The sequence below is a fragment of the Pseudomonas sp. KUIN-1 genome (assembly GCF_009176725.1).
Lineage (GTDB): Bacteria > Pseudomonadota > Gammaproteobacteria > Pseudomonadales > Pseudomonadaceae > Aquipseudomonas > Aquipseudomonas fragariae.
The window spans coordinates 291706-316785 of the sequence record NZ_AP020337.1; the positions used below are offsets into that span (position 1 = coordinate 291706).

General features: G+C 60.4%; 23 protein-coding genes. 11 read left to right on the forward strand and 12 right to left on the reverse strand.

Features of this window, described 5'->3' with window-relative positions; all coding sequences use genetic code 11:
- Positions 1-59 precede the first annotated feature (59 nt).
- The 3 genes from KUIN1_RS01440 to KUIN1_RS01450 are packed head-to-tail and all read right to left on the reverse strand — an operon-like array spanning position 60 to position 3658.
- The gene (locus tag KUIN1_RS01440; RefSeq protein ID WP_011266287.1) at positions 60-2132 is read right to left on the reverse strand and encodes a GGDEF domain-containing protein; all 2073 of its coding nucleotides are present in this window, start codon (positions 2130-2132) and stop codon (positions 60-62) included.
- On the reverse strand, positions 2129-3004 hold the full coding sequence (locus KUIN1_RS01445; protein ID WP_011266288.1) for an endonuclease/exonuclease/phosphatase family protein: 876 nt from the start codon (positions 3002-3004) through the stop codon (positions 2129-2131). Before KUIN1_RS01445 ends, KUIN1_RS01440 begins: the two co-directional genes overlap by 4 nt.
- A 9-nt stretch (positions 3005-3013) precedes the next feature.
- Positions 3014-3658: a thiol:disulfide interchange protein DsbA/DsbL gene (locus KUIN1_RS01450; protein ID WP_003403888.1), complete on the reverse strand. Its 645-nt coding sequence runs from the start codon at positions 3656-3658 to the stop codon at positions 3014-3016.
- Between the two features lie 293 nt (positions 3659-3951).
- On the opposite strand from KUIN1_RS01450, the gene yihA reads away from it, so the two are divergent.
- Positions 3952-4587 carry a ribosome biogenesis GTP-binding protein YihA/YsxC gene (gene yihA / locus KUIN1_RS01460; RefSeq protein WP_003341625.1) on the forward strand — a complete coding sequence of 212 codons (636 nt, stop codon included), beginning with the start codon at positions 3952-3954 and terminating at the stop codon, positions 4585-4587.
- A gap of 241 nt (positions 4588-4828) precedes the next feature.
- Here the strand turns inward: yihA and polA are convergent, their stop codons facing one another.
- Entirely contained in the window at positions 4829-7594 is a 2766-nt protein-coding gene (polA, locus tag KUIN1_RS01465; protein WP_024652531.1) for a DNA polymerase I, read from the reverse strand.
- A 74-nt stretch (positions 7595-7668) separates the two neighbouring features.
- Between polA and KUIN1_RS01470 the strand changes: the two genes are divergently transcribed.
- Together KUIN1_RS01470 and KUIN1_RS01475 are read left to right on the forward strand one after the other, a co-directional pair.
- On the forward strand, positions 7669-7956 hold the full coding sequence (locus KUIN1_RS01470) for a DUF2782 domain-containing protein (RefSeq protein WP_003397794.1): 288 nt from the start codon (positions 7669-7671) through the stop codon (positions 7954-7956).
- 36 nt (positions 7957-7992) lie between these two features.
- Positions 7993-8943, forward strand: coding sequence for a homoserine kinase (locus KUIN1_RS01475; protein ID WP_011266290.1), 951 nt, complete (start codon positions 7993-7995; stop codon positions 8941-8943).
- Positions 8944-9221: 278 nt separating this feature from the next.
- Here KUIN1_RS01475 and znuA read toward each other — a convergent pair whose 3' ends face one another.
- Complete coding sequence (gene znuA, locus KUIN1_RS01485) at positions 9222-10163, reverse strand: zinc ABC transporter substrate-binding protein ZnuA (RefSeq protein ID WP_116866494.1); 942 nt, start codon at positions 10161-10163, stop codon at positions 9222-9224.
- A gap of 67 nt (positions 10164-10230) precedes the next feature.
- Here znuA and KUIN1_RS01490 point away from each other — a divergent pair, with 67 nt between their 5' ends.
- From KUIN1_RS01490 to KUIN1_RS01505, 4 genes are read left to right on the forward strand one after another with little or no spacing between them, the layout of a single operon-like run.
- Positions 10231-10713: a Fur family transcriptional regulator gene (locus tag KUIN1_RS01490; RefSeq protein ID WP_003425978.1), complete on the forward strand. Its 483-nt coding sequence runs from the start codon at positions 10231-10233 to the stop codon at positions 10711-10713.
- Positions 10713-11498 carry a zinc ABC transporter ATP-binding protein ZnuC gene (gene znuC, locus KUIN1_RS01495; RefSeq protein WP_116887014.1) on the forward strand — a complete coding sequence of 262 codons (786 nt, stop codon included), beginning with the start codon at positions 10713-10715 and terminating at the stop codon, positions 11496-11498. The genes KUIN1_RS01490 and znuC overlap by 1 nt, the downstream gene beginning before the upstream one ends.
- Entirely contained in the window at positions 11491-12279 is a 789-nt protein-coding gene (gene znuB / locus KUIN1_RS01500; protein WP_003341611.1) for a zinc ABC transporter permease subunit ZnuB, read from the forward strand. The genes znuC and znuB overlap by 8 nt, the downstream gene beginning before the upstream one ends.
- Positions 12280-12317: 38 nt before the next feature.
- Positions 12318-13034, forward strand: a complete 717-nt coding sequence (locus KUIN1_RS01505) for a PA5502 family lipoprotein (RefSeq protein WP_054091538.1) — start codon at positions 12318-12320, stop codon at positions 13032-13034.
- A 157-nt stretch (positions 13035-13191) separates the two neighbouring features.
- Here KUIN1_RS01505 and katE read toward each other — a convergent pair whose 3' ends face one another.
- A complete protein-coding gene (gene katE / locus KUIN1_RS01510) occupies positions 13192-15342 on the reverse strand; it encodes a catalase HPII (RefSeq protein WP_058398431.1) in 2151 nt (716 codons plus the stop codon).
- 307 nt (positions 15343-15649) lie between these two features.
- On the opposite strand from katE, the gene KUIN1_RS01515 reads away from it, so the two are divergent.
- Genes KUIN1_RS01515 through KUIN1_RS01525 form a run of 3 tightly spaced genes read left to right on the forward strand, consistent with a single transcriptional unit; the run spans position 15650 to position 18155 of the window.
- Positions 15650-16657, forward strand: a complete 1008-nt coding sequence (locus KUIN1_RS01515) for a methionine ABC transporter ATP-binding protein (RefSeq protein WP_011266296.1) — start codon at positions 15650-15652, stop codon at positions 16655-16657.
- Positions 16657-17331, forward strand: coding sequence for a methionine ABC transporter permease (locus KUIN1_RS01520; RefSeq protein WP_003317371.1), 675 nt, complete (start codon positions 16657-16659; stop codon positions 17329-17331). The genes KUIN1_RS01515 and KUIN1_RS01520 overlap by 1 nt, the downstream gene beginning before the upstream one ends.
- Before the next feature lie 50 nt (positions 17332-17381).
- Entirely contained in the window at positions 17382-18155 is a 774-nt protein-coding gene (locus tag KUIN1_RS01525) for a MetQ/NlpA family ABC transporter substrate-binding protein (RefSeq protein WP_003403866.1), read from the forward strand.
- A 245-nt stretch (positions 18156-18400) separates the two neighbouring features.
- Here the strand turns inward: KUIN1_RS01525 and KUIN1_RS01530 are convergent, their stop codons facing one another.
- Both KUIN1_RS01530 and KUIN1_RS01535 read right to left on the reverse strand, forming a co-directional pair.
- Complete coding sequence (locus KUIN1_RS01530; RefSeq protein ID WP_116887005.1) at positions 18401-19033, reverse strand: SCO family protein; 633 nt, start codon at positions 19031-19033, stop codon at positions 18401-18403.
- Between the two features lie 69 nt (positions 19034-19102).
- The gene (locus tag KUIN1_RS01535) at positions 19103-19594 is read right to left on the reverse strand and encodes a cytochrome c oxidase assembly protein (protein WP_011266298.1); all 492 of its coding nucleotides are present in this window, start codon (positions 19592-19594) and stop codon (positions 19103-19105) included.
- Positions 19595-19842: 248 nt separating this feature from the next.
- Between KUIN1_RS01535 and KUIN1_RS01540 the strand changes: the two genes are divergently transcribed.
- Positions 19843-20493: a hypothetical protein gene (locus KUIN1_RS01540; RefSeq protein WP_011266299.1), complete on the forward strand. Its 651-nt coding sequence runs from the start codon at positions 19843-19845 to the stop codon at positions 20491-20493.
- 120 nt (positions 20494-20613) lie between these two features.
- On the opposite strand, the gene KUIN1_RS01545 is transcribed toward KUIN1_RS01540, so the two are convergent.
- The 4 genes from KUIN1_RS01545 to elbB all read right to left on the reverse strand — a co-directional run bounded on the left by KUIN1_RS01545 (position 20614) and on the right by elbB (position 25048).
- The gene (locus tag KUIN1_RS01545; protein WP_003403858.1) at positions 20614-22146 is read right to left on the reverse strand and encodes a SulP family inorganic anion transporter; all 1533 of its coding nucleotides are present in this window, start codon (positions 22144-22146) and stop codon (positions 20614-20616) included.
- 104 nt (positions 22147-22250) lie between these two features.
- A complete protein-coding gene (locus tag KUIN1_RS01550) occupies positions 22251-22991 on the reverse strand; it encodes a carbonic anhydrase (protein WP_003414103.1) in 741 nt (246 codons plus the stop codon).
- Positions 22992-23198: 207 nt separating this feature from the next.
- Entirely contained in the window at positions 23199-24257 is a 1059-nt protein-coding gene (locus KUIN1_RS01555) for a PA0069 family radical SAM protein (RefSeq protein WP_024652631.1), read from the reverse strand.
- Between the two features lie 122 nt (positions 24258-24379).
- The gene (gene elbB / locus KUIN1_RS01560) at positions 24380-25048 is read right to left on the reverse strand and encodes an isoprenoid biosynthesis glyoxalase ElbB (protein WP_003403852.1); all 669 of its coding nucleotides are present in this window, start codon (positions 25046-25048) and stop codon (positions 24380-24382) included.
- Positions 25049-25080 lie beyond the last annotated feature (32 nt).

Below are 25080 nucleotides of genomic sequence, written 5' to 3' on the forward strand. Positions count from 1 at the left end.
ACAAAATGTATACAAATAGCATGGGGCACCAGCCATTTGTTCAGGTCAAAATGTTTCAGTCAGCCCTGTTCGATGCGGTTGCGACCGTTCTCCTTGGCCTTGTAAAGCGCCTGGTCGGCACGTTTGATGGCGGTGTCGCTCCGCTCTGACGGACGAAAGGCCGTCATGCCGATGGATACAGTGATGGTGACTCGTTCGCCCTTGAAGTGGAAAGGGCATGACTCGACGGCGGCGCGCAGTTCATCGAGCAGTTTCAGCCCGGTGGCAGGAGGTGTCGCAGGCAGCAGCATGACAAATTCTTCGCCGCCAAACCGTGCCATGAAGTCATCGGCGCGCAGGCGTTTGCTGAGGACATTGGCGACGATCTTCAATACCTTGTCGCCAGCCAGGTGCCCGTAGCCATCGTTGATGCGTTTGAAATGGTCCAGGTCCAGAATGCACACCAGCAGGCTGTTTTTTTCTTCGTGCCAGCGGGCCATCTCCCGTTCAAGGCGCTCGCCCCAGGCGGCACGATTGGGCAGTCCGGTAAGCGGGTCGATCAGGGCCTTTTGACGCTGTTCCTCCAAGTGAGTCCTGAAACCCAGGGCCTCCTGCTCCATGCTCGCGACGCGGGCCGCCAGACCTTGCAGGCGCGAGGCCACTTCGCGCTCGCGGGCATCGCGCTTGAGCTGGTAGTGATCCATGGTGCCGAGCAGGGCCTCAAGCCGATTGTCGAGCACCCGCTTGAGGCTGGGCAGATCGGAGGCGTCCTGAACACTGCTTTGCAGGCCGCCCACCTGTTCGCGCAACTGTTCGTTCAGGTCGCGCGCGGTGGACTGGTCCTCGGCGTGATCTTCACTGGCGGCCTGCAGGTGGCTCTGAAACGATTCGAGCCGTTCATTGAGCTGCTTGAGGTAAGTGCCGAACTCCTGTTGGCCGCCGTTGTTGATCGCCAGCATCAACACTGCCAGATCGTCGAGGATCGGCAGCAATTCGTACCAGTTAAGCCCATGTTTCAAGCGTAACTGCATGTCCTCGACCTGCGGGCGAAAGTGCTCTGACAGGGTCAGGTCGTCCAGCAGGCCCAGCAGGGTCTGTTCAATGTGTGCCGCCACCGAGCTATAGCTGGGCTCTGGTGAGGAGGGTAGCGCGTAACCTTCTTCGCCTTCTGCCGACTCGGGCTGCTGCTCGGCCTCTGCGTCGGGTTCTTCAACTGGCACGTCGATTGGCGCGGGTCGCTGCTGGTAGGGCACTGATGGGACAGGCGCCAGGAGATCCGCGAAATCGATGGGTTCGACAGTGATCGGTGCAGGTTCGGCGACGGCCTCTGTTGGTGCTGGAGCAATGTCCGCAGCGGTGGTCGATGGCGCAGGTTCTTCAGGCGTCGCAACGGCGGGTATCACTGCGGCAGGCGCATCGGTTTCCGGGGCCGGCGTTGGCGGCGTGCTGTCTGCGGCAACGGCGGCTGCGGCAGTGGAATCAACGGCCTCGGCTTCGACAGGAGACGCGTCTGGCGGGGCGTAAGTATTCGCTGCTTGCGGCGCGACGTCGGGTTCATGCGATTCCGGCGCCGAGGAGGCGGCGTCTTCGGGATGAGCCGCCTCAGGATGAGGCTCGTGGCCGTGACCCTCGCGCGAACCGAACAGGCGTTGCAGCAGCCCCTGACGGGGACCTTCTTCAGGTTTTTCAATCTGGGTCAGGGCCTGGCCCTGCAAATTGCTCAACTCGCCAAGCAGCAGGGGCAGCTCACGGGCCTGGGAGGCGCGCTCTTCAAGCTCCTTGGCAAAGCGCTTGAGCGGCTTGCGTACGTCGCGTGGCAGCGGCAGTGACTGCAGCTGTGCAACCAGTGCGGTCAGCGCCGAGCTGATTTGCGCGGCCCTGACTTCACGGCGTTGTTCAGAGTCCAGTACGGCTTTTTCGAGGCGCGGGATCAGGGCTGCCAGGCCCGCGTCCATATCGTCCTTGCGGACGATTTCGCGCATTTCCTTCATGCATTCATCGACGGCGCGGTCAGAGCCTTCTGCCGCCAGACTGCTGCGCACCAGACCGCGTCGCAACAAATCGAGCCGCGCATCCCAGCGCTTTTCGAGCGTGTCCTGTTGCTCGATCCCTTTGAGGTATTTCTCTTTCCAACGCTCCGCGTCGTCGCTCATGCAAGGCTTCCACCAGAGGGCACAGGCAGTGAGTCCCCACGCAATGAGTCTGGCAGGCGAATCTCGACAGCGACAGGCAGGTGATCGGAAATGGGTTGCGCCAGTACCTGCACGCGCTCGAGCGTCAGGGTCGGGCTGAGCAAAATGTGATCGAGGCAGCGTTGTGGCCGCCAGCTCGGAAAGGTCGCTTCTATCTGCGGCGCCAAAAGGCCCAGATCCCTTAGCGGCGAGTGTTCCAGCAGGTCATTGGCGTGGGTGTTCATGTCGCCCATCAGCACCTGATGGCGATAACCGCCGATCAGTTCGCGAATGTACGCCAGCTGCCGGGTTCGGGTTCGGGTCCCCAGCGCCAGGTGCATCATGACCACGACCAGGGCATCCTCGCCTTCACCGAAACGCACGAGAATCGCCCCGCGCCCGGCCGGGCCTGGCAGCGGGTGATCCTCGATCTTGGTCGGGCGCAGACGGCTCAATACACCGTTGCTGTGCTGCGCCAGGCGCCCGAGATTGCGATTGAGTTGTTGATACCAGTACGGAAAGCCACCCAACTGGGCGAGATGCTCGACCTGATTGACGAAGCCGGAGCGCATGCTGCCACCGTCGACTTCCTGAAGTGCCACCAGATCGAAATCGTTGATCAGGTCGCCGATCTTCTGCAGGTTGCCAGCCCTGCCGCCATGCGGCAGCAAGTGCTGCCAGCTGCGCGTCAGGTAATGATGGTAGCGCTGGGTACTGATACCCACCTGGATATTGAAACTGAGCAAACGCAGCCTGCCGTCTTGCGGCAGGCCGTTTTGCAGCAGATGATGTTCGTTGACCTGCGGATCATGCAGGCCAACGATACGGGTACTGCCTTTGCCCCAGCGGCGCATGATGTGCGCTTACTTGGCGGCTGCGGCAGCCGCTCGCTCTTTGGCAATCAACTGGTCGGCAACTTCCAGGGTCTTTTCCGGACCACCGGCAGAACCCAGGTCAAAGCGGTACTTGCCATTGACGATCATGGTCGGAACGCCGGTCACTTCGTACTTCTTGGCCAGTTCCTTGTACTGGGCGATCTTGCCCTTGACTGCGAAAGAGTCGAACGTCTTCAGGAAGTCTTCCTTGTTCACGCCCTGTGTGGCGACGAAATCAGCCATGTCATTCTTGTCGGTCAGACGCTTGCCGCCTTTCTGGATGGCTTCGAATACGGCTGCGTGAACCTTGTGTTCGACGCCCATGGTGTCCAGGGTGATGAACAGCTGGCCGTGAGCGTCCCAAGGGCCGCCGAACATGGCAGGGATGCGTACGAACTTCACGTCGGACGGCAGTTTTTCAACCCACGGATTGATGGTTGGCTCGAATGCGTAGCAATGCGGGCAGCCATACCAGAACAGCTCGACGACTTCGATCTTGCCTGGCTCGGCAACAGGCACAGCGCTTGCCAGCTCGACGTATTGCTTGCCGGCCTCGATGGGCGTGGCGGCCTGGGCGGACATACCGAACAGACTGGCGGCAACCAGAGCGGCGCTGATGATCAGATTACGCATGCTTTACTCCTGAGCAGATTGAATCGCCTTCAAGCGACGGTGTTTCGACCGGACGCGAAAGCCTGAGTTCGTTAGTGTAACGCTGAGGTTGTAAAAATGGGCGACCGAGGACGGCCTTTTTGCATAAGCAGTGAAGCAGGTCATGTCTGAATGTTCCAGCACGTCCGTCAGGGCGGGCTGATACGGTGTGAGTGTGGGCCGGGGGACAGGTGTGTCATTATATGCGCACGCATCCAAACGAAACCGACACCTCCTGCCGCACCCCTTGCAGGCAGGTCTTCACCGGAAATCACATGCAACTCAAAAACCCCATCCTCGGTCTGTGCCAACAGGCCACGTTCATGCTCAGCGCCGCCAAGGTCGACCAATGCCCCGACGACGAAGGTTTTGAGGTCGCATTTGCCGGTCGCTCCAACGCGGGCAAATCGAGCGCGCTGAACACCCTGACCCACGCCAGCCTGGCGCGTACATCGAAGACCCCGGGGCGTACCCAGTTGCTGAACTTTTTCGGTCTGGACGAAGATCGGCGTCTGGTCGACCTGCCCGGTTATGGCTACGCCAAGGTGCCCATCCCGCTCAAACTGCACTGGCAGCGTCACCTGGAAGCCTATCTGGGCAGCCGCGAAAGCCTGAAGGGGCTGATCCTGATGATGGATATCCGTCATCCAATGACCGACTTCGACGTGTTGATGCTGGACTGGGCCATCGCCAGCAACATGCCGATGCACATTCTGTTGACCAAGGCCGACAAGCTGACCTACGGCGCGGCCAAGAACACGCTGCTCAAGGTTCAGGCCGAGATTCGCAAAGGCTGGGGCGATGCAGTGAGCATCCAGTTGTTCTCGGCCCCCAAGCGCATGGGGCTGGAAGAGGCCTACACCGTGCTGGCCGACTGGATGGAACTGGAAGACAAGGCACCTGCGGAGTAAATCGCAGGCAAAAAAGACCCCGGACTTCGCATGGGGAGGGGGAAGTTCCGGGGCTTAAGGTCCAGACCTTAGGGTGGGATCTGGATAACTGCCAACACTTAACACAACTAGGAGCACGATCGATTTTTCAACCAATCGACACGTCTGACTCCTGTCCAAACGGTTAAGTTCCAGCAGTGAAGAAAAGTTCACATTTCCTACAATATTTGACGAACCTGCGTACAGGTTCGCCATTTCAGGCTCAGTGAGCCTCGTCCCAATTGTTGCCAACCCCCACTTCTACCAGCAACGGCACGGCCAATTCTGCTGCGCCGCTCATGTGCGGACGGATCTGTTCACTGATCTGATCGACCAGGTCCTCGCGCACTTCAAGCACCAGTTCATCGTGTACCTGCAGGATTACCCGTGCATCCAGGCCGGACTCGTCCAGCCAGCCGTTCACCGCCACCATGGCTTTCTTGATGATATCCGCAGCGGTGCCCTGCATCGGCGCGTTGATCGCCATGCGTTCCGCGCCTTTGCGCAGGGACTGGTTCTTGGCGTTGATGTCCGGCAGGTACAGGCGACGACCGAAGATGGTCTCGACGAAACCTTGCTCGGCAGCCTGGGCGCGGGTGCGTTCCATGTAGTTCAGCACGCCGGGGTAGCGGGCGAAGTAGCGGTCGACGTACGCCTGTGACTGCTTGCGGTCCACGCCAATCTGCTTGGCCAGGCCGAACGCGCTCATGCCGTAGATCAGGCCGAAGTTGATCGCCTTGGCGCTGCGACGCATGTCAGTGGTGACGTTTTCCAGCTCGACGCCGAAGACTTCCGCCGCCGTGGCGCGGTGAACGTCCAGGTCATTGCGGAATGCATGCAGCAAGCCTTCGTCCTGGGCCAGATGCGCCATGATGCGCAGTTCGATCTGCGAATAGTCGGCGGCCAGCAGCTTGTAGCCCTTCGGCGCCACGAATGCCTGACGGATGCGCCGCCCTTCAGCGGTACGAATCGGGATGTTCTGCAGGTTCGGATCGCTGGAGGACAAGCGCCCGGTAACGGCCACCGCCTGATGATAGGAGGTGTGAATACGTCCGGTGCGCGGGTTGATCTGCTCCGGCAGGCGGTCGGTGTAGGTGCTCTTGAGCTTGCTCATCGAGCGGTATTGCATCAGCACCTTGGGCAGCGGGAAATCCTGCTCCGCGAGTTCGGCAAGCACGGCTTCGGCAGTCGATGCCTGGCCGGTGGCGGTCTTGCTGAGAATCGGCATGCCGAGTTTTTCGTAGAGAATCACGCCCAGCTGCTTGGGCGAGCCGAGGTTGAACTCTTCGCCGGCAATGGCGAAGGCTTCGCGCTCCAGCGCGGTCATCTTGTCGCCCAGTTCGACACTCTGGATGCCCAGCAGGTTGGCATCGACCAGCGCGCCCTGGCGCTCGATACGCGCCAGGACAGGCACCAGCGGCATCTCGATATCGTTCAATACCGGCTGCAGGGTCGGAATCGCGGCCAGCCGCGCGTCGAAGACTTCATGCAGGCGCAGGGTCAGGTCCGCTTCTTCGGCGGCGTAATTGCCAGCCTGTTCCAGGGCAATCTGGTCAAAGCTCAGCTGTTTGGCGCCTTTGCCGGCAATCTCCTGGAAATTGATCGGCGTGTGCGTCAGGTACTTGGCCACCAGGCTGTCGCGGTCGTGGCGGGTGGCGGTGGAGTCCAGTACGTAGGATTCCAGAATGGTGTCGAAGCGCACGCCCTGCAGGTCGATGCCTTGAGCCTGATCGCCGTCGATCGCGCAATTGGCAAGCAGGTTGATGGCGAACTTGGCGTGCTGGCCGACCTTGATTTTGTCCGGGTCTTCCAGCAGCGGCTTGAGCGCCTTGAGCACCGTGTCGCGGTCCAGTTGCTGCGGCACGCCCATGTAGGAGTGGGTCAGCGGAATGTAAGCGGCTTCGTGGGTCTGAATGGCGAAGGACAGGCCGACCAGTTGCGCACGCTGGGCATCAGTGCCGTTGCTCTGGGTGACGAAGGCAAACAGCGGCGCGGCCTGCAGCTTCTTCAGCCAGGCATCGAACTGGCCCTGTTCAAGAATGACTTCATAGGCGGCTTCCCTGGCTTCGGCGGTCGGCTCTTCGACGGTCAGCTCCTGGCCGGCGCGCTTGGCGTCGCGTTGCAGGTCTTCGATCCAGCTCTTGAATTCCAGCTCGGCGTACAGCTCCATCAATGTGTCACGGTCAGGCTCGCCGCAATGCAATTGATCCAGCTCGATGTCCAGCGGGACGTCGATCTTGATGGTCGCCAGTTCGTAAGACAAAAAGGCCATCTCACGATGTTCTTCGAGTTTGGCGGCCAGGGTCTTGGCGCCACGGATCGGCAGGGAAGCGACCTTGTCGAGGTTCTCGTAAAGCTCCTTGATGCCACCGCCGATGCCAACCAGCAGACCGACCGCGGTTTTCTCGCCAACGCCGGGCACGCCGGGAATGTTGTCGACCTTGTCGCCCATCAGCGCCAGGTAATCGATGATGTGCTCCGGACCGACGCCGAATTTCTCTTTCACGCCCGCCACATCCAGCACGCTGCCGGTCATGGTGTTGACCAGGGTAATGTGGCCGTCGACCAGTTGCGCCATGTCCTTGTCGCCGGTGGAGATCACCACTGGACGATCGGCCGCCGCGCTGCTGCGTGCCAGCGTGCCGATCACGTCATCGGCTTCGACGCCTTCGACGCACAGAAACGGGTAGCCCATGCCTTTGACGCAGGCATGCAGCAGATCGACCTGCACGCGCAGATCGTCCGGCATGCTCGGCCGGTTGGCTTTGTAGTCGTTGTACAGCGCATCACGGAACGTCCCGCCCTTGGCGTCGAACACCACGGCGAGCGGGCTGTCCGGGTACTGGCGCCGCAGGCTTTTGAGCATGTTGAGCACGCCCTTGACGGCACCGGTCGGCAATCCTTTGGAGGTGGCCAGTGGTGGCAGTGCGTGGAAGGCGCGGTAGAGGTAGGAGGAACCGTCTACCAGGACGAGTGGCGCTTGGGTCATGAGCAGAATCAACCTTTTCGGCGGGGTCGGCGCTAGAATGCGCGGACCATTGACGACAAAGGGACAAGGTTATCATGTGCAAGGTAAATCGACTGATATTGACCGGCCTGTTGGCATTTTGCCCTTTGCTCGCTGTTGCAGCAGAAGATCCACCTTCAGCGGCGCCGGACGTTACTATTCGCACTGACGGTGACAGAACCATTCAGGAATACCGCCAGAATGGCTTTCTGTATGCGGTTAAAATCACCCCGAAACACGGCAAACCCTATTTTCTGGTGCGCGCCGATGGTACAAGCCCCAATTTCATTCGTTCGGACCAACCGGACATGCTGATCCCGCAGTGGGAAATATTCAGCTGGTAGCACCCTACATTCACTTCAATCGTTGGCAGTCCTGATATGTCCGTTTTTACCCCACTGGCTCGGCCCGAGCTGGAAACATTTCTCGCCCCTTACGGGCTCGGCCGTCTGCTTGACTATCAGGGCATCGCTGCCGGTAGTGAAAACACCAATTACTTCATCAGTCTGGAGCAGGGCGAGTTCGTGCTGACTTTGGTCGAGCGCGGTCCGGTTCAGGAAATGCCGTTCTTCATCGAACTGCTCGACGTGCTGCATGAGGCCGATCTGCCGGTGCCTTATGCGCTGCGCACCACCGACGGTCAGGCGCTGCGCGAGCTGGCAGACAAACCGGCGCTTTTGCAGCCGCGTCTGCCAGGCAAGCACATCAGCGAGCCGAACACCCAGCACTGTGTACAGATTGGCGAGTTGCTGGCCAACCTGCATCTGGCGACCCGCGGGCAGATCGTCGAGCGCAAGACTGATCGCGGTCTGGACTGGATGCTGAGCGAGGGGCGCAATTTTCTGTCGCACTTGGGCGAGACTCAGCGAGCGCTGCTTGAAAAGAGCCTTCAGGAGATCGAGGCGTGCAAACCGCAGATCATGGCGCTGCCGCGCGCCAATCTGCATGCCGATCTGTTCCGCGACAACGTACTGTTCGAAGGGACGCACCTGACCGGGTTGATCGATTTCTACAATGCCTGCTCGGGTCCGATGTTGTACGACCTGGCGATTACCCTCAACGACTGGTGTTCCCGCGAAAACGGTCAGCTCGATGCTGTCCGCGCGCGCGCCTTGCTGGGGGCCTATGCAGGCTTGCGACCGTTCACGGCTGCGGAGTCGAAGCTCTGGGCGACCATGTTGCGTATCGCTTGTGTGCGTTTCTGGCTGTCACGTTTGATCGCCGCTGAAACCTTCGCCGGTCAGGATGTGCTGATTCATGATCCTGCGGAGTTCGAGCGCCGCCTGGCCGAGCGCCAGGAAGCGCATATTGCGTTGCCGTTTGCGCTCTGAGACCAGACCTGTCTCCGCGAGTCGATTGTCGTCCCAACGCTCTGAGCTGATCCCAAAAAGTTGGACAGTTGACTATCGTTCCCATGCTCCGCGTGGGAATGCAGTTGGTGACGCTCTGCGTCGCAAGAGGACGCGGAGCGTCCATACCGGCATGCCCACGCGGAGCATGGGCACGATAGTGTTATCCCTGACGACTATCGTTCCTCACGCTCCAGCGTGGGAATGCAGTTCGTGACGCTCCGCGTCACACAGCAGTGCTGCTATGTGGGCGGTGGCAGTCAGAGACTGCTCAGGCAACCCGCCAAATCATCAGCCAGCTTCTGCAAGACTTGCTCGTAACCCTGCGCGGTGGCCGGGGTGTAGCCGCCCAGTGCATCCAGTTCGGCCAGTTTGACCGGCAGGCCGGCGCTCAGGGTTTCGGCCAGGCGCGGGCGCAGGGGCGGTTCGCTGAATACGCAGGTCTTGCCTGCAGCTTTCAGGCGTTCGCGCATGGCGGCGACGTGCTGGGCGCCGGGCTGGATCTCGGCGGCGATGGCGAATACCCCGGCATGCTTGAGCCCATAGGCCTCTTCGAAATAATCGAAGGCTTCGTGGAATACGAAGTAAGGCTTGCCTGCCACTGTGCTGACACGCTGCTTGATACGGGCGTCCAGCGTATCCAGACGTTTGCTGAACGCCTCGGCGTTGCTGGCGTAGCGGGCTGCGTTGGCGGGGTCGGCAGCGCTCAGGTCAGTGGCCATTTTTGCGGCGATCACCCGCGCGTTGACGGTCGACAGCCACAGGTGCGAATCGAGACTGCCGGGGCGGTGGTCGTGGTCATGTTCGTCTGCGTCGTTGTCGTGATCATGCTCGTGGTCATCATGCGAGGCGTTGTCTTCGCCAAAGTGCCGCAAGTGCATGCCCGGCAGTGTCTGTACGGCAACCGCAGGCAGTTTGCGGCCCTGAATGACGCGCGGCAGGAAGGTTTCCATGTCCGGGCCGATCCAGTAGAGCAACTCGACTTCCTGTACACGCCGTACGTCGGACGGGCGCAGCGCGTAGTTATGCGGTGAGGCGCCCGGTGGCAGAAGCACTTCCGGTGTACCGACGCCATCCTGTACAGCCGCCGCAATCAGCTGCAGAGGCTTGATACTGGTCAGCACTCGGACCTCGGCCTGAGCAGGGACGATGATCAGCAGGCTGACCCAGAAAACAGCAGCAAGATTTAAAAGACGGCGCACTCGAATCACTCATATCAGCCAGGAACGGGTAACATAATAACGTCTCTAGCCAATATCGTCGCTGCTCATGCCCAATACTCCCCTGGCCAGTCGCCCCCATGACCACTCTCACTGCGTGCATTCGGCCCTCGCCGAAGCCGATGCGCTATGCGCCAAACAGGGTCTGCGCCTGACCACCTTGCGCCGTCGTGTGCTGGAACTGGTCTGGCAAAGCCACAAGCCGCTGGGTGCCTACGACATCCTTGCGGTGCTGAGTGATGAAGACGGTCGCCGTGCGGCCCCGCCAACGGTTTACCGTGCGCTGGATTTCCTCCTGGAAAACGGTCTGGTGCACCGGATTGCCTCGCTCAACGCCTTCACGGGCTGTAACCACCCCACTCATGCGCATCAGGGCCAGTTCCTGATCTGCCGCCTGTGTCATGCGGCGATCGAGCTGCAGCACCCGGCCATCAGCAATGCCGTGGTCGATGCCGCCGCAGGCGTCGGCTTCGCGGTCGAAGGCCAGACGGTCGAGATCGTCGGCGTATGCGCTGGCTGCAAGGCCGCCTGATGTCGGATGCATTGATACGTCTGGACAAGGTTGCCGTTACGCTTTCCGGACAAAACGTCCTGGATGACATCCAGTTGAGCGTCAAACCCGGCGAGATCGTCACCCTGATCGGCCCCAACGGTGCCGGCAAGACCACGCTGGTGCGTGCGGTGCTGGGGCTGCTCAAGCCTGACTACGGGACCGTCTGGCGCAAGCCGAAACTGCGTGTCGGCTACATGCCGCAAAAGCTGCATGTGGACCAGACGCTGCCGCTGTCGGTGCTGCGTTTCCTGCGTCTGGTTCCCGGTGTGGATCGCACGGCCGCAGCGTCGGCGCTGGAAGAAGTCGGCGCCGGGAAAGTCATCGACAGCCCGATTCAGGGCATTTCCGGTGGCGAGATGCAGCGTGTTCTGCTGGCGCGTGCGTTGCTGCGCAAGCCTGAGTTGCTGGTCCTCGACGAACCGGTGCAGGGGGTCGATGTAGCGGGACAGGCCGAGCTGTACAGCCTGATTACCCGGCTGCGCGACCGCCACCAGTGCGGCGTGCTGATGGTTTCCCACGATCTGCATCTGGTCATGAGCACCACCGATCAGGTGGTGTGCCTGAATCGCCATGTCTGCTGTTCCGGGCATCCCGAGCAGGTCAGCCATGACCCGGCGTTCGTCGAACTGTTCGGCAAGAACGCACAGAGCCTGGCGATCTATCACCACCATCACGATCACGCCCACGATCTGCATGGCGCGGTGGTGAATGACGCTGCGACCTCTCACACTCACGTTCACGGAGACAGCTGCAAGCATGGCTGATTTTCTACTGTATGCCTTGCTCGCAGGCGTTGCGCTGGCCGTGGTCGCTGGCCCGCTGGGATCATTCGTGGTCTGGCGGCGCATGGCGTATTTCGGCGACACACTTTCCCACGCCGCGCTGCTCGGCGTCGCGCTGGGCTTCCTGCTGGATATCAGCCCGACCATCGCGGTGACGGTCGGCTGCCTGCTGCTGGCGGTGTTGCTGGTCACGTTGCAACAGCGCCAACCGCTGGCGTCGGACACGCTGCTGGGGATTCTCGCGCCAAGCACTTTGTCGCTGGGGCTGGTGGTGCTCAGTTTCATGCACGAAGTGCGCATCGACCTGATGGCCTACCTGTTCGGCGATCTGCTGGCCATCAGCCCGGCTGATCTGGGCTGGATTCTGGGCGGCAGCACGTTGGTGCTGGTGCTGATCGTCGCGCTGTGGCGCCCACTGCTGGCAATGACCGTGCATGAAGAACTGGCGCGGGTCGAAGGCCTGCCGGTTGCTACACTGCGCATGACCTTGATGCTGCTGATCGCCGTGGTGATCGCGGTTGCGATGAAAATCGTCGGTGTTCTGCTGATTACGTCGCTGTTGATCATCCCGGCAGCTGCGGCACAGCGTCACGCCCGTTCGCCGGAGCAAATGGCGCTGGGCGCGAGCCTGTTGGGCGTGATAGCCGTGTGTGCCGGGCTATCATTGTCCTGGTTCAAGGACACCCCTGCCGGACCGTCTATAGTGGTATCGGCTGCGGCGTTGTTCTTGCTCAGCTTTGTTCTACCCAGGCGAGCGGTGTAGACTTGCTCGTTTTTTGCGCAAACTAGAGAATCGCAGGAATGAAGCCGTTCGCCCCACGCTATCTGCTGCTTGTCGCATTTTCCATCCTGCTGGGTGCCTGCCAGAGTGCGCCCACTGTCGAGACGCCTGCCTCCGAGGCCCAGCCTGATGCATTCGCTCAGCTTGAGCAGAACATCGCCGGCAATGAGTTGGCAACGGCCGAGGACCAATTGGCGGCGTTGCAGGCTGCCAATCCTGCCGACATCCGTCTGGAGCCTTTTCAGCGTCGTCTGGCCGAAGCCTATCTGAGCCGCAGTCAGATAAGCCTGCAGAAGGGCGACATGAACGCGGCGGCCTCTGCGCTGAGCCGTGCACGCGCCCTGATGCCCAAGGCACCGGCGCTGACCAGTGGCGTCAACGGCGCCATCGCCCATGCGCGCAAGGCCGAGCTGGAAAAAGCCGAAGCGGATTTGAAGGCGGCCGAGGCCAGAAGGGTTGCCAAGCTGATTGATCCATCAGCAGAAAGCACGACGGTTGAGCTCAAGATCGGCGATATGCCTGCATTGCGTCGTCAACTCGACGATATCGCAGCCGATACCGTAGCGTTCAACTGTGAAGTGCTGATGGTGGTGCCGCGCACCGAAGATTACCCTTGGCTGGCTACGTTGCTGACCAAGCGGGTGGTCAAGGCCAATCCGGATTTCGAACTGCAATTACGTCGTCAGATCGAGCGCAATGAAAAAGCGCACATCATCCTCACGCCAGCGAAGTCCTGAGTCGATCCTTCAAGGCGGACGCAGAGCGTCCAGAACTGCATTCCCACGCGGAGCGTGAGGAACGACAAGTGTTCGGGAGTATAAGCGGGGGGAGAGAGCGTCCGGAAAGGCGCTCCCACGCCGGAGCGTGGGAGCGATAAACGCAAGCAGCGTCAGATCAAGCCGGAACAGCCTTGGCTTTCACTTCACGATCCCACACACGGTGCTGAGCAATCGCGTGGAAGAACGGCTTGAACGATTTGCTATCGGACACCTCCAGCAGGCCCGCATCTTCTTCCAAACGTAGCAGACTCAGCAGCTCTTTGGCTTCCCCGGCAAAGGAGATGGCCTTGAGGTGCTTGTAGGCTTCGAGGATGAAGTGCAATGCCACGCCGTCGCCTTTCAGCGCTTCGATCGAAGCCTCGCCTCCCGGCACGAAGACTGCGTCGAACGCGACCGAAGGCAGGCCTTCAGCCGACGCATCCACTGGCAGGCTCTGGCCGTCAGCTGTCTTGACCGGCGCGGAGGTCGGGCCCAGTACCTTGGCGTGTGCGCCTTCGGCAGTCAGTGCAGCCTTCATGGCTTCGACTGCTTTGCCGTTGACGCCGTCAGCCACGAGAATGGCAACCTTGCGCGAAACGATATCGCCAGACAGCAGGTTGACCTGGCTCAGCGCCGGCGACTCTTTTACCGAAGTCTGACGCGCAGGTACGGTACCGGCAGCCGGTGCTGGCAAGCCGAGGTTGGCGGCTACACGCTTGGCCAGATCCATATCGATGTTAGCCAGAATCTCGTTGACCTGACGGGCACGAATGTATTCGCGCTCGACCTTGCCCAACTCGAAGCTGTAGGCCGCGATGATGTGCTCTTTCTCGTGGTGGCTCATGCTCTGGAAGAACAGGGTGGCCTGCGAGAAATGATCGCCGAACGACTCGCTGCGCTCACGCACCTTGTGCGCTTCAACACGCTCAGGGTAGGTCTCGAAGCCGCCATCTACCGGGCCGGCAGGGGTTTCCTTCGGCCAGCCGCCATCGATCGAGTTCGGCTCGTAGGACGCGCGGCCCTTGTCGATAGTGGTGCGATGCTGTGCGTCACGCTGACCGTTGTGGTTCGGCGCAATCGGACGGTTGATCGGGATTTCGTGGAAGTTCGGCCCACCCAGACGGCTGATCTGCGTGTCGGTGTAGGAGAACAGGCGACCTTGCAGCAGCGGATCGTTGGAGAAATCGATACCCGGCACGATGTGGCCCGGGCAGAAGGCAACCTGCTCGGTCTCGGCAAAATAGTTGTCCGGGTTACGGTTCAGGACCATCTTGCCCAGTGGGGTAACCGGTACCAGTTCTTCCGGGATGATCTTGGTCGGATCGAGCAGGTCGAAGTCGAACTTGTGCTCGTCTTCCTCGGCAACGATCTGTACACCCAGTTCCCATTCCGGGTAGTCGCCCATCTCGATGGACTCCCACAGGTCGCGGCGGTGGAAATCGGTGTCCTTGCCGGCCAGCTTCTGCGCTTCGTCCCAGACCAGCGAGCACACGCCGAACTTGGGCTTCCAGTGGAACTTCACGAAGCTCGACTTACCTTCGGTGTTGATAAAGCGGAAGGTGTGGATGCCAAAGCCCTGCATGGTGCGCAGGCTTTTCGGGATCGCACGGTCGGACATGGTCCACAGCACCATGTGCGCGGATTCCGGCACCAGCGACACGAAGTCCCAGAAGGTGTCGTGAGCCGAGCCGCCAGTCGGGATTTCGTTGTGCGGCTCGGGTTTCACCGCGTGCACGAAGTCAGGAAACTTGATCGCGTCCTGAATGAAGAACACCGGCATGTTGTTGCCCACCAGGTCGAAGTTGCCTTCGTCGGTGTAGAGCTTGACGGCAAAGCCACGCACGTCACGCACGGTGTCGCCCGAGCCACGTGGGCCCTGAACGGTGGAGAAACGCACGAACACCGGGGTCTTCTTGCCCGGATCACGCAGGAAGCCCGCTTTACTCAGGGCGCCATGGTCTTCGTAAGTCTGGAAATAACCATGTGCTGCAGTACCGCGGGCGTGGACGATACGCTCCGGAATACGCTCATGGTCAAAGTGCGTGATCTTTTCACGCATGATGAAGTCTTCGAGCAGCGATGGGCCGCGGCTGCCGACTTTCAGGGTGTTCTGGTTATCGGAAATCTTGACGCCGTGGTTGGTGCGCAGGGCCTGCTGGGTCGCGTCCGAGCGAAACTGCTCGAGACTTTCCAGCTTTTCGTTGGTGTTGCCACGGTCCAGGGTGTCGGTACCTGCCATTTCGCTCTTGGGCGTTTCGGTTACAGGTGGTGCGTTCTTGCTAGCCATCAGAGACTCCTTATCTCGCCCCAATCATTGAGTTGGGTTCGCTGAATACGACTTCCCTGGCGTAAGCGGGAAATCACGGTATCCATGAAGTGACCGGAGCAAAAAACAGCCGTTCCTTTTATTTTCAGCATACGATCACCAACGGTCGTGTTATGCCCGTTGCGCAGGACAGCTGGTAAATAAATGCTAAGCACAGCGGGCCGGACAGGCTAAAATGCGCGCCCGGCTTTATCCGGCCGAGGTAACGAAGCAGGTGGTGCTCTAGCCACTGCGCTGATTTTTTAACGCGCCCCACAAGGTTCGCTCCGTGATCGAGTTTCATAACGTCCACAAAACCTATCGGGTGGCAGGCAAGGAAATACCGGCCCTGCACCCCACCAGCCTGCGCGTCGACAGCGGCCAGGTGTTCGGCATCATCGGCCACTCCGGCGCGGGCAAAAGTACCCTGCTGCGCCTGATCAACCGCCTGGAAACCCCCAGTGGCGGACAGATCGTGGTCGATGGCGAAGACGTCACTGCGCTCGATGCCAACGGCCTGCGCCGCTTCCGCCAACAGGTCGGGATGATCTTCCAGCACTTCAATCTGCTGGCGTCCAGAACCGTGGCCGACAACGTCGCCATGCCGCTGACCCTGGCAGGCGATATGCCGCGCAAGCAGATCGACCAGCGCGTGGCCGAATTGCTGGAACGGGTCGGGTTGTCCGATCACGCCAAGAAGTACCCGGCACAACTGTCGGGCGGCCAGAAGCAGCGCGTCGGCATCGCCCGTGCACTGGCCACCAAACCCAAAATCCTGCTGTGCGATGAAGCCACCAGCGCGCTGGACCCGCAGACCACTGCGTCGGTCTTGCAACTGCTGGCCGAGATCAATCGCGAGCTGAAGCTGACCATCGTGCTCATCACCCATGAAATGGACGTGATTCGTCGCGTCTGCGATCAGGTGGCCGTCATGGACGCCGGGGTGATTGTCGAGCATGGCAAGGTCGCTGATGTGTTTCTGCATCCGCAGCACGCCACGACCAGGCGCTTTGTGCAGGAAGACGAGCAGATCGACGAAAACGAGCAGCGTGACGACTTCGCTCACGTTCAAGGCCGTATCGTGCGTCTGACGTTTCAGGGCGAGGCCACCTACGCGCCGTTGCTCGGCACGGTAGCGCGGGAAACCGGCGTCGATTACAGCATCCTTGCCGGTCGTATCGACCGCATCAAGGACACCCCTTACGGGCAGTTGACGCTGGCCGTCACCGGCGGCGACATGGACGCTGCCTTCGCGCGCTTCACCGCCGCTGATGTTCATATGGAGGTGCTGCGCTGATGGACGCTTTTCTGAACCTGTTTTCCAATGTCGACTGGTACGAGATCTGGGTGGCCACTGGCGACACGCTGATCATGCTCGGTGTATCGCTCGGTTTCACCATCCTGCTCGGCCTGCCGCTGGGCGTGCTGATGTTTCTCACCTCGCCGCGTCAGTTGCTGGAGCACAAGCAGCTGTATGCGACGGTCGGGGTGATCGTCAACATGCTGCGCGCGCTGCCGTTCATCATCCTGCTGATCGTGATGATGCCGTTGACCGAGATCATTACCGGTACGTCACTGGGCATCCTCGGCACCTTGCCGCCGCTGATCGCAGGCGCCACGCCGTTCTTTGCGCGTCTGGTAGAGACCGCACTGCGCGAAGTGGATCGCGGCATCATCGAAGCCACGCAGGCCATGGGCGCGACGACTCGGCAGATCATCGTCAAGGCACTGCTGCCCGAGGCGCGGCCGGGCATTCTGGCGGCGATCACGGTGACCGCCATTGCGCTTGTGTCGTTCACGGCCATGGCCGGTGCCGTGGGCGCTGGCGGGCTGGGCGACCTGGCGATCCGTTATGGTTATCAACGATTCCAGAACGATGTGATGTTCGTGACGGTCGTATTGTTGCTGGTGCTGGTGCAGATTCTGCAGACCATCGGCGACAGACTGGTCGCGCATTTCACACATCGTTGATCGAATCCGTTGGTATTGGCCCGCCTGTGCGGGCCCAAAGGAGTTGTTGCATGAAAAAACTATTGGCCATATTCGCCGCTGTCACCGCCTTGTCCGCGCAGGCCAACGAAACTCTGACCGTCGCGGCCTCTGCCGTGCCGCACGCCGAGATCCTCGAGTTCGTCAAACCGACCCTGGCCAAAGAAGGCGTGGACCTGAACATCAAGGTGTTCAATGACTACATCCAGCCTAACGTGCAGGTGTCGCAGAACCGTATGGACGCGAACTTCTTCCAGCACCAGCCGTACCTGGACGAGTTCAACAAGGGCAAAGGCACTGATCTGGTGGCTGTGGCCAAGGTTCACATCGAGCCTTTCGGCGCTTACTCGGAGAAGTTCAAGACGCTGGCAGAGCTGCCCAATGATGCCAATGTCGCCCTGCCCAACGATGCCACCAACGAAGGCCGCGCCTTGCTGCTGCTGGCCAAGGCAGGCCTGATCACTCTCAAGGAACCGGGCAACATCCTGTCCAAGCCTTCGGATGTGGTGAATAACCCGAAAAACCTGAAATTCCGTGAACTGGAAGCGGCCACGCTGCCCCGCGTGCTGACTCAGGTCGATCTGGCGCTGATCAACACCAACTACGCTCTGAGCGCCAAGCTTGACCCGACCAAGGACGCGCTGATCCTCGAAGGTGCCGATTCGCCCTACGCGAACATTCTGGTGGCCCGCCCGGACAACAAGGACTCGGACGCGATGAAGAAGCTGGTAGCCGCCTTGCAGAGCCCGGAAGTGAAAACCTTCCTGGCCGAGAAGTACAAAGGCGCGGTGTTGCCGGCGTTCTGATCTGATCGCACCTTGCGGTTCTCGCGCCAGCGCTCTGCGTCCCTTGCGACGCAGAGCGTCGGGCTGCATTCTGGAACGCTCTATCGCTCCCACGCTCTGCGCTCATAGTTATACATGCGCGTCGTGGGAGCGAGCTTGCTCGCGAAGAGGCCGGTAAAGCCTCCAGGAAATAGAGCGTTTGGACCAAGTCGTCGTGAGCAATGCGGATCGCCGCCCCGGTTACTCCCGTAGGAATCTCATAGGCCCTAATCCCTTCCCAGCAACCCCGGCAATTGCTTCACCAGCTTCCTGTTGTTCAGCGGTGCGCGGATAAAGCCGCGCTGCGTGCCGTCCGGGCCGATCAGGGCCAGGTTACCGCTGTGGTCGACGAAGTAGTTCGGTTTACCGGTATCGGCCGGAATGAACGGGATGCTCACGGCACTGGCCAGTGTCTGGATATCAGCGACAGGTGCCGTCAGGCCGATGTACTGCGGGTCGAAGTAGCCCAGGTATTGCTTGAGCTGCTGCGGTGTGTCGCGGTTCGGGTCGACGCTGACCAGCACTACCCGCATGCGCTTGACTGTCTCTTCGGGCAGCTCGGACCTGATCTGCTTGATCTGCGCCAGGGTCGTGGGGCAGATGTCCGGGCAGAAGGTGTAGCCGAAGAACATCAGCGTCCATTGGTCTTTCAAGCCATCAAGGGGCACGGCCGCGCCGTTCTGGTCGGTCATGCTCAGGGCCGGCAATTGGCGGCTTTTGGGGAGCAGGACAATACCGGCGTCGTTGAGCGCCGCCTGATCCTGTGAGCTGCGGCCGGGCAGCACCTGACTGAGAATCACACCCAGAATCAGGGCGACGATGGCGGCAGCAATGAAAACGCTTTTCTGAGTACGGGTCATGGTGTCAGTGCGAGTAGTGATCGGCGTGCGGCCGGGGATGATGGCCTATATTGCGCGCCGAGCCTAGGTCTAGGGCGTGGTGACATCGAACAGCGTATAGGCCAGCGTCAGGTGTTTTACATCGTCGGGCATGTCCCGGTCGATGATGAAGCGTACCGGCATCTCGATGCGCTCGCCCGGCTGCAATGTCTGTTGCGTGAAGCAGAAACATTCGGTCTTGTGAAACCACGCAGCCGCTTTTCCGGGTGAAATACCCGGGACGGCCTGGGCTTTCATCGGTCTGTCGGTCGGGTTCTGCGCGATGAAGATCATCTCGTTGACCGTGCCGGGATGGACCTGCATCTGGCTGGCCTGTGGATAAAACGCCCAGGTCATTCCGGCAACGTTGCTGGCGGTGAACTGCACTTCGACCTGGCGCGAAGCGTCCTCACCCGGTAGGGCATTGTCATGTCCGGTCAGCACGCCATAGAGCGACGGCAATGCCAATCCACCTATCAGCATGATCACTATTAAGCACGTCAAACGCAGGACGAGCCGTTTGGACAAAAGAGGCTGGCTCATGCGTGGCTCACTTTTTTATGTCGGACAGCGTGTCGAAAGAGCTGCGGGCGACTTCAGAGTAGCCTGCTTATTCAAAACGCGAGCTGCAGCGCGCCCGCATGGCCGGGCACGGCAGCGGTATATAGCCAATGTATCTAAATGTGAGTCACATATAGCAAAACCGTCTTAGGCGTTTAGTTAAGCAAGCTAACGTATGACTTTCCATCAACCAACCACGGGGCCTGACGCCTCCAGGAGTCCCAGCAGCCATGAACACCGCCGCATTGCGCGAGCAGATACAACTAGCCCATCAACATGAGGCCCGGACCGGCCACTTGCTGCAACAGTTGGCACAAAAGCTCCCACATCTCCATCCTGCCATCCACCTGCCGGAAGTCGATGCGAAAGATGTTCTGGCGCGCTTCGTCACGGCCTACATCGATCTGGTACCCGATCTGCTGGACGCAGCTCATGAGGTCGCGCTGGAAGCCGGGATCGAAGGTCAGATAAAGCCGGTGCTGAAAATCGCCGAGCATTTTTTCGCGGCCCCACCTTCCATCATGGATGGGCATGAAGGCCTGGAAAGCCTGCTGGACGAGGCTTATCTGGCCCACCGGTTGGTCGAGGAAGTGAATGACCTGTACATCAAGCATTTCGGTCAGCCGCTGATACCGTCAAATACCACGGTTGCCAGCGTGATTGCCCACCAGTTGATCGGCGAGCAATTTGCCAACCAGCTGGACGAAGCGGTTCACCATGCCGTCGACGAGTTGCTTGATGAAGAGAGTTTCGCGCTGGACTCGGTCGAGGCCTACCGCGAGAAGCTGATCAGCCCTGAAACAGGAGCGGCCTGGCAGCGCTGGCCAAGCCTGTCACGGCAATTGGGCGTCGGCCTGGAGCTGGAGCGCTCCGCGGTCTGATTCAGAGGCCCGAATCACTGTCTTCGCCGGCAATGGAAGGAGCCGGATATCGCTCCGCTGCTACGCGAAGACCCATCCGGCTCCCATGTTTCCAGAGCTGTGATAACAGGGTGGCGACTATCAGGCTGCGCCCGAGCCGATCCCCGTTGTGGTGTAGATCCGCCCTTCAAGACGACGCTTCAAGCCCCGCGGTTCGATAAGCAACCGGGTGCCATGAGCGGCATTGGAACGACCCCATTCTTCCAGCAGTTCCAGACACGAGTGGTCGATGTAGGACAGATTGCCCAACGGCACATGCACCGTGCTGCCCTGTGGGATAGTGCCCAGTGCCTGAGTCAGCGCCGGTACCTTGAGGAAGGTTGCGGCACCGACCAGACGCAGCTCGAATTCCTTCTCGCCCGCCAGTTCGACCACATTGATCTTCAGACGCGAAGCCTTGAACGCAAGCTTCACCAGGGTCAGGCCGAAACCGACCAGTACACCGGTCAGCAGGTCGGTGAAGATGATCGCCACAGCAGTCGCCGCATACGTGAACATCGGCATCCGGCCATAGCGGCCCAGACCACGAAATGCCTTCAGGTCGACCAGCTTCAGACCGGTGTAGACCAGCACGCCGGCCAGACTCGCGACCGGAATGCTTTGCAGCACGCTCGACAGCAGCAATACGAACGCCAGCAGCCACAGGCCGTGGAAGATCGTCGAGAAGCGCGTGGTGGCACCGGCCTGGACGTTGGCCGAACTGCGTACGATAACGCCGGTCATCGGCAATGCACCGAGCACGCCGCAGAGCATATTGCCCACACCTTGAGCGCTGAGCTCCTTGTCGAAGTCCGAACGCTGGCCACTGTGCATGCGGTCGACTGCCGACGCAGAAAGCAGCGTCTCGGCACTGGCGATGAACGCTACGACGATAGCGGCCACCAGAATGGCCGGATCGGCCAGGTTCATCAGGTCAGCCGGGCGAAGCCAGTCGATGGCGTCGGCCAGGTTGTCAGGCACTTCGACACGCTTGACCTGCAAGGCCATGAACAGACTGATACCGGTTGCGATACCCACGCCCAGCAGTGCGCCGGGTACGAAGCGCAAAGACTGCGGACGGAGTTTTTCCCAGCCCCACATGATCAGCATGGTGCCCAGACCGAGCATACCGGCCTGCATGCCGGTGCCTGGCCCGAAGGCCTGGATCAGTGTGGACGGGAAGGCGATCAGATTGTCCAGCCCGGAGGGTTTGGGACCGCTGTCGAACATCACGTGTGCCTGTGACAGTACGATCAACACGCCGATACCGGCGAGCATGCCATAGACCACCGCAGGTGCCGTGACCCGGAACCAGCAACCAAGCTTGAATCGACCTGCCAGCAGCTGAAGCAATCCGGCGAGTACCAGGATAGGACCCAGCATGGCCATGCCGTGCTCGCGTACCACTTCAAAAACCAGTACTGCCAGACCGGCTGCGGGACCGCTGACCTGCAACGGCGAACCGGCTATCCAGCCGACTATCAGTCCGCCCACGATGCCGGTGATCAGACCCTTGGCCGGAGGCATGCCGGATGCAATGGCGATCCCCATGCACAGCGGCAGGGCGACCAGGAACACGACCACGGAAGCGAGCAGCTCCCGTGGTAAAGCGGTTTTCAATGCTGTAATACCCATGACGCTTCTCCGGGATTCTTCAGACGAGGCAAGACGGGCGACGCGCATCCTGCGCAGCCGCCATCAGCTGATAAAGAAGGGCTTGCCGTCAGTCGGACTGGTGATCAGTCGGCTGAAAAGCGTGCTTTCGGTGAAGCCATCGGCGTCGGTCCCGTACCGTCGAGCGGTATGAAACGATCGAGCTCGGCGTCATAAGCCAGGATCTCGCTGGTTTCGATGCTGTAGACCCAGCCATGAATGAACAATTGGCCGCTGGCCATTTTCGCTGCGACCGAAGGGTGGGTGCGCAGGTGTTGCAACTGGGAAATCACGTTTTCCTGAGTCAGGACCTGCATGGTTTCCAGTTCGCCGCTGCAGCTGCAGTTCTGCTCGACCACCGTGCGGGCAACCTCGGCATGGCGCAACCAGGCTTTTACCGTAGGCATCTTGTCCAGGCTGTCGGGGTTGAGCACTGCGCGCATGGCGCCGCAGTCAGAGTGTCCGCAAACGATGATGTGCTGCACGCCCAGTGCAACCACTGCGTATTCCAGAGCGGTGGACACGCCGCCGTTCATCTGGCCATACGGCGGTACGACGTTGCCGACGTTACGCGTGACGAACAGGTCGCCCGGGGAGCTTTGGGTAATCAATTCGGGCACGATGCGCGAGTCGGCGCAGGTGATGAACATGGCCCGTGGCGACTGAGCGGTCGCCAGCTTCTTGAACAGCTCTTCCTGCTGGGGGAAGACCTCTTTACGGAAATGCACAAAGCCATCGACGATATGTTTCAACGCTACGTCGGCGCTGTCTGAATGGCTTGATGTGCTGGACGACGTAGCCGAATGCTGTTTACCGATGTCTGTCATGTCTTCATCCTCTCTGACGAATTGATGTGGATTCTTCATGCCTGTTTGACCAGAGCCGGATGTGATCCCTCTCTGAAGGGCATCACGAACAAATCCCTTGAGCGCTATCGCTGATGACACTCCGAGTTACAGACTAATCGCCGAAGCTTAAACGAAACTGAATGCGATGGCTCTGGGACGCGGGTTTGCACGATAGTACCAAGTTCGTCACAGCAGCGACATTTGCCCTCCCGGCGGACAAAACGCATCGCAATCGAGTGCAAATCCACCCCGTTTGTTCAATCCGAGTCGTTTGATTGCCAAGGCATAGCGTTGAGCCAGCAGGTCGGCAAACGGTCCTTCGCCACGCATTCGAGAACCAAACGTGCTGTCGTACACGGCTCCGCCGCGACTTTGACGAATCAGACTCATGACATGCTCGGCGCGTTGCGGGTAATGCGTCTTCAGCCACTCGTCGAACAGCGGCGCGACTTCCAGCGGCAGGCGCAACATCACGTAGCTGGCGCTCAGGGCGCCTGCAGCCTTCGCTTCGCTCAGCAGTGCCTCCAGCTCGCTGTCATTGATCATCGGGATCATCGGCGCACACAGCACACCGACCGGGACCCCCGCCTGACGCAGTACCCGAATGGCCCGCAGGCGGGCCTTGGGCGCTGCGGCCCTGGGTTCGAGGATGCATTTGAGCTCGTCATCCAGTGTGGTCAGGCTGATGAACACCGACACCAGCCGCAGTCTGGCCATCTCTGCCAGCAGATCCAGATCGCGCAGGATCAGCGAGCCTTTGGTAATGATGCTGACCGGATGCCGATAGCGCAGTAACACCTCAAGCGTCGCCCGGGTGATGCGGTACTCACGCTCGATCGGCTGGTAGGGGTCGGTGTTGGCCCCGAGGGTAATGGGCGCGCAGCGGTAGCCGGGTTTGGACAGCTGTTGCTCCAGCAGCGCCGCGGCGTTGGTCTTGGCGATCAGCCTGGTCTCGAAGTCCAGGCCGGGCGACATGTCCCAGTAGGCGTGGCTGGGTCTGGCGAAACAATAGATGCAGCCGTGCTCGCAGCCCCGGTAGGGATTGATCGACCTGTCAAAGGGGATATCCGGCGAGCTGTTGCGGGTAATGATGCTTTTGGCTGTTTCGCTGGTGACCTGGGTGCCTTGCGTGAGCGGCACTTCCTGATACCAGCCATCATCTTCGGCCACCGACTGACTGGGTGCGAAGCGGTTATGCGGATTGCTGGCAGTACCTCGGCCACGAACCGGATAGGGGCTGGACATCGGGCATTACTCATATACTGTTCATGCATACAGTACAGTATAAAGCCTGGATGAATCACCATGGCCGGCCTGCAAAACACCGCCCGCCTGACGGGCGGTGCCTTGGGCAGGCAGGGCGACGATCAGGCATCGCCCTCGTGGGTCAGTTCCAGCACGCGGTCAACCAGCTTGTTGATGCCCGAGGCCGCCTCGCTGATGCTCTTGGCGACCATGTAGGCAGGTGTGCTGACCAGTTTTCGGGCTTCGTCCTCGACGATGTCATCGACGGCGCATTCCGCATGGCTGCCGCCCATTTTGGTGATGGCCGCAGCGGTTTCAGGGTCGTTGCCGATGGTGCAGGTAACGCCGGGGCCATAGATCTTGGCCGCGAGTGCCGGGGTGATGCAGATCAGCCCGACCGGTTTGCCGGCTTCGGCAAACGCCTCGGCCAGCTCCAGCAGTCCGGCTTCGACCTGGCAGGCCGGGCCTTGCAGGGCAAGGTCGGAAAGATTCTTTGCCGAGCCAAAACCGCCCGGGATGATCAGGGCGTCAAAGTCTTCGGCATTTGCTTCGCGGATGTCCTTCACTTCGCCGCGTGCAATGCGCGCAGACTCGACCAGCACATTGCGCGACTCGGGCATTTCCTCACCGGTCAGGTGATTGACCACATGATGCTGAGTGATATCGGGCGCAAAGCACTGAACCTGCGCACCGCGCTGATCCAGACGCAGCAGGGTGAGGACGCTTTCGTGAATCTCGGCACCGTCGTAGACGCCACAGCCGGAGAGGATTACAGCCACTTTTTTCTGCATCGATTTCGGCTCCTTTTGCTCGATCAACCTGA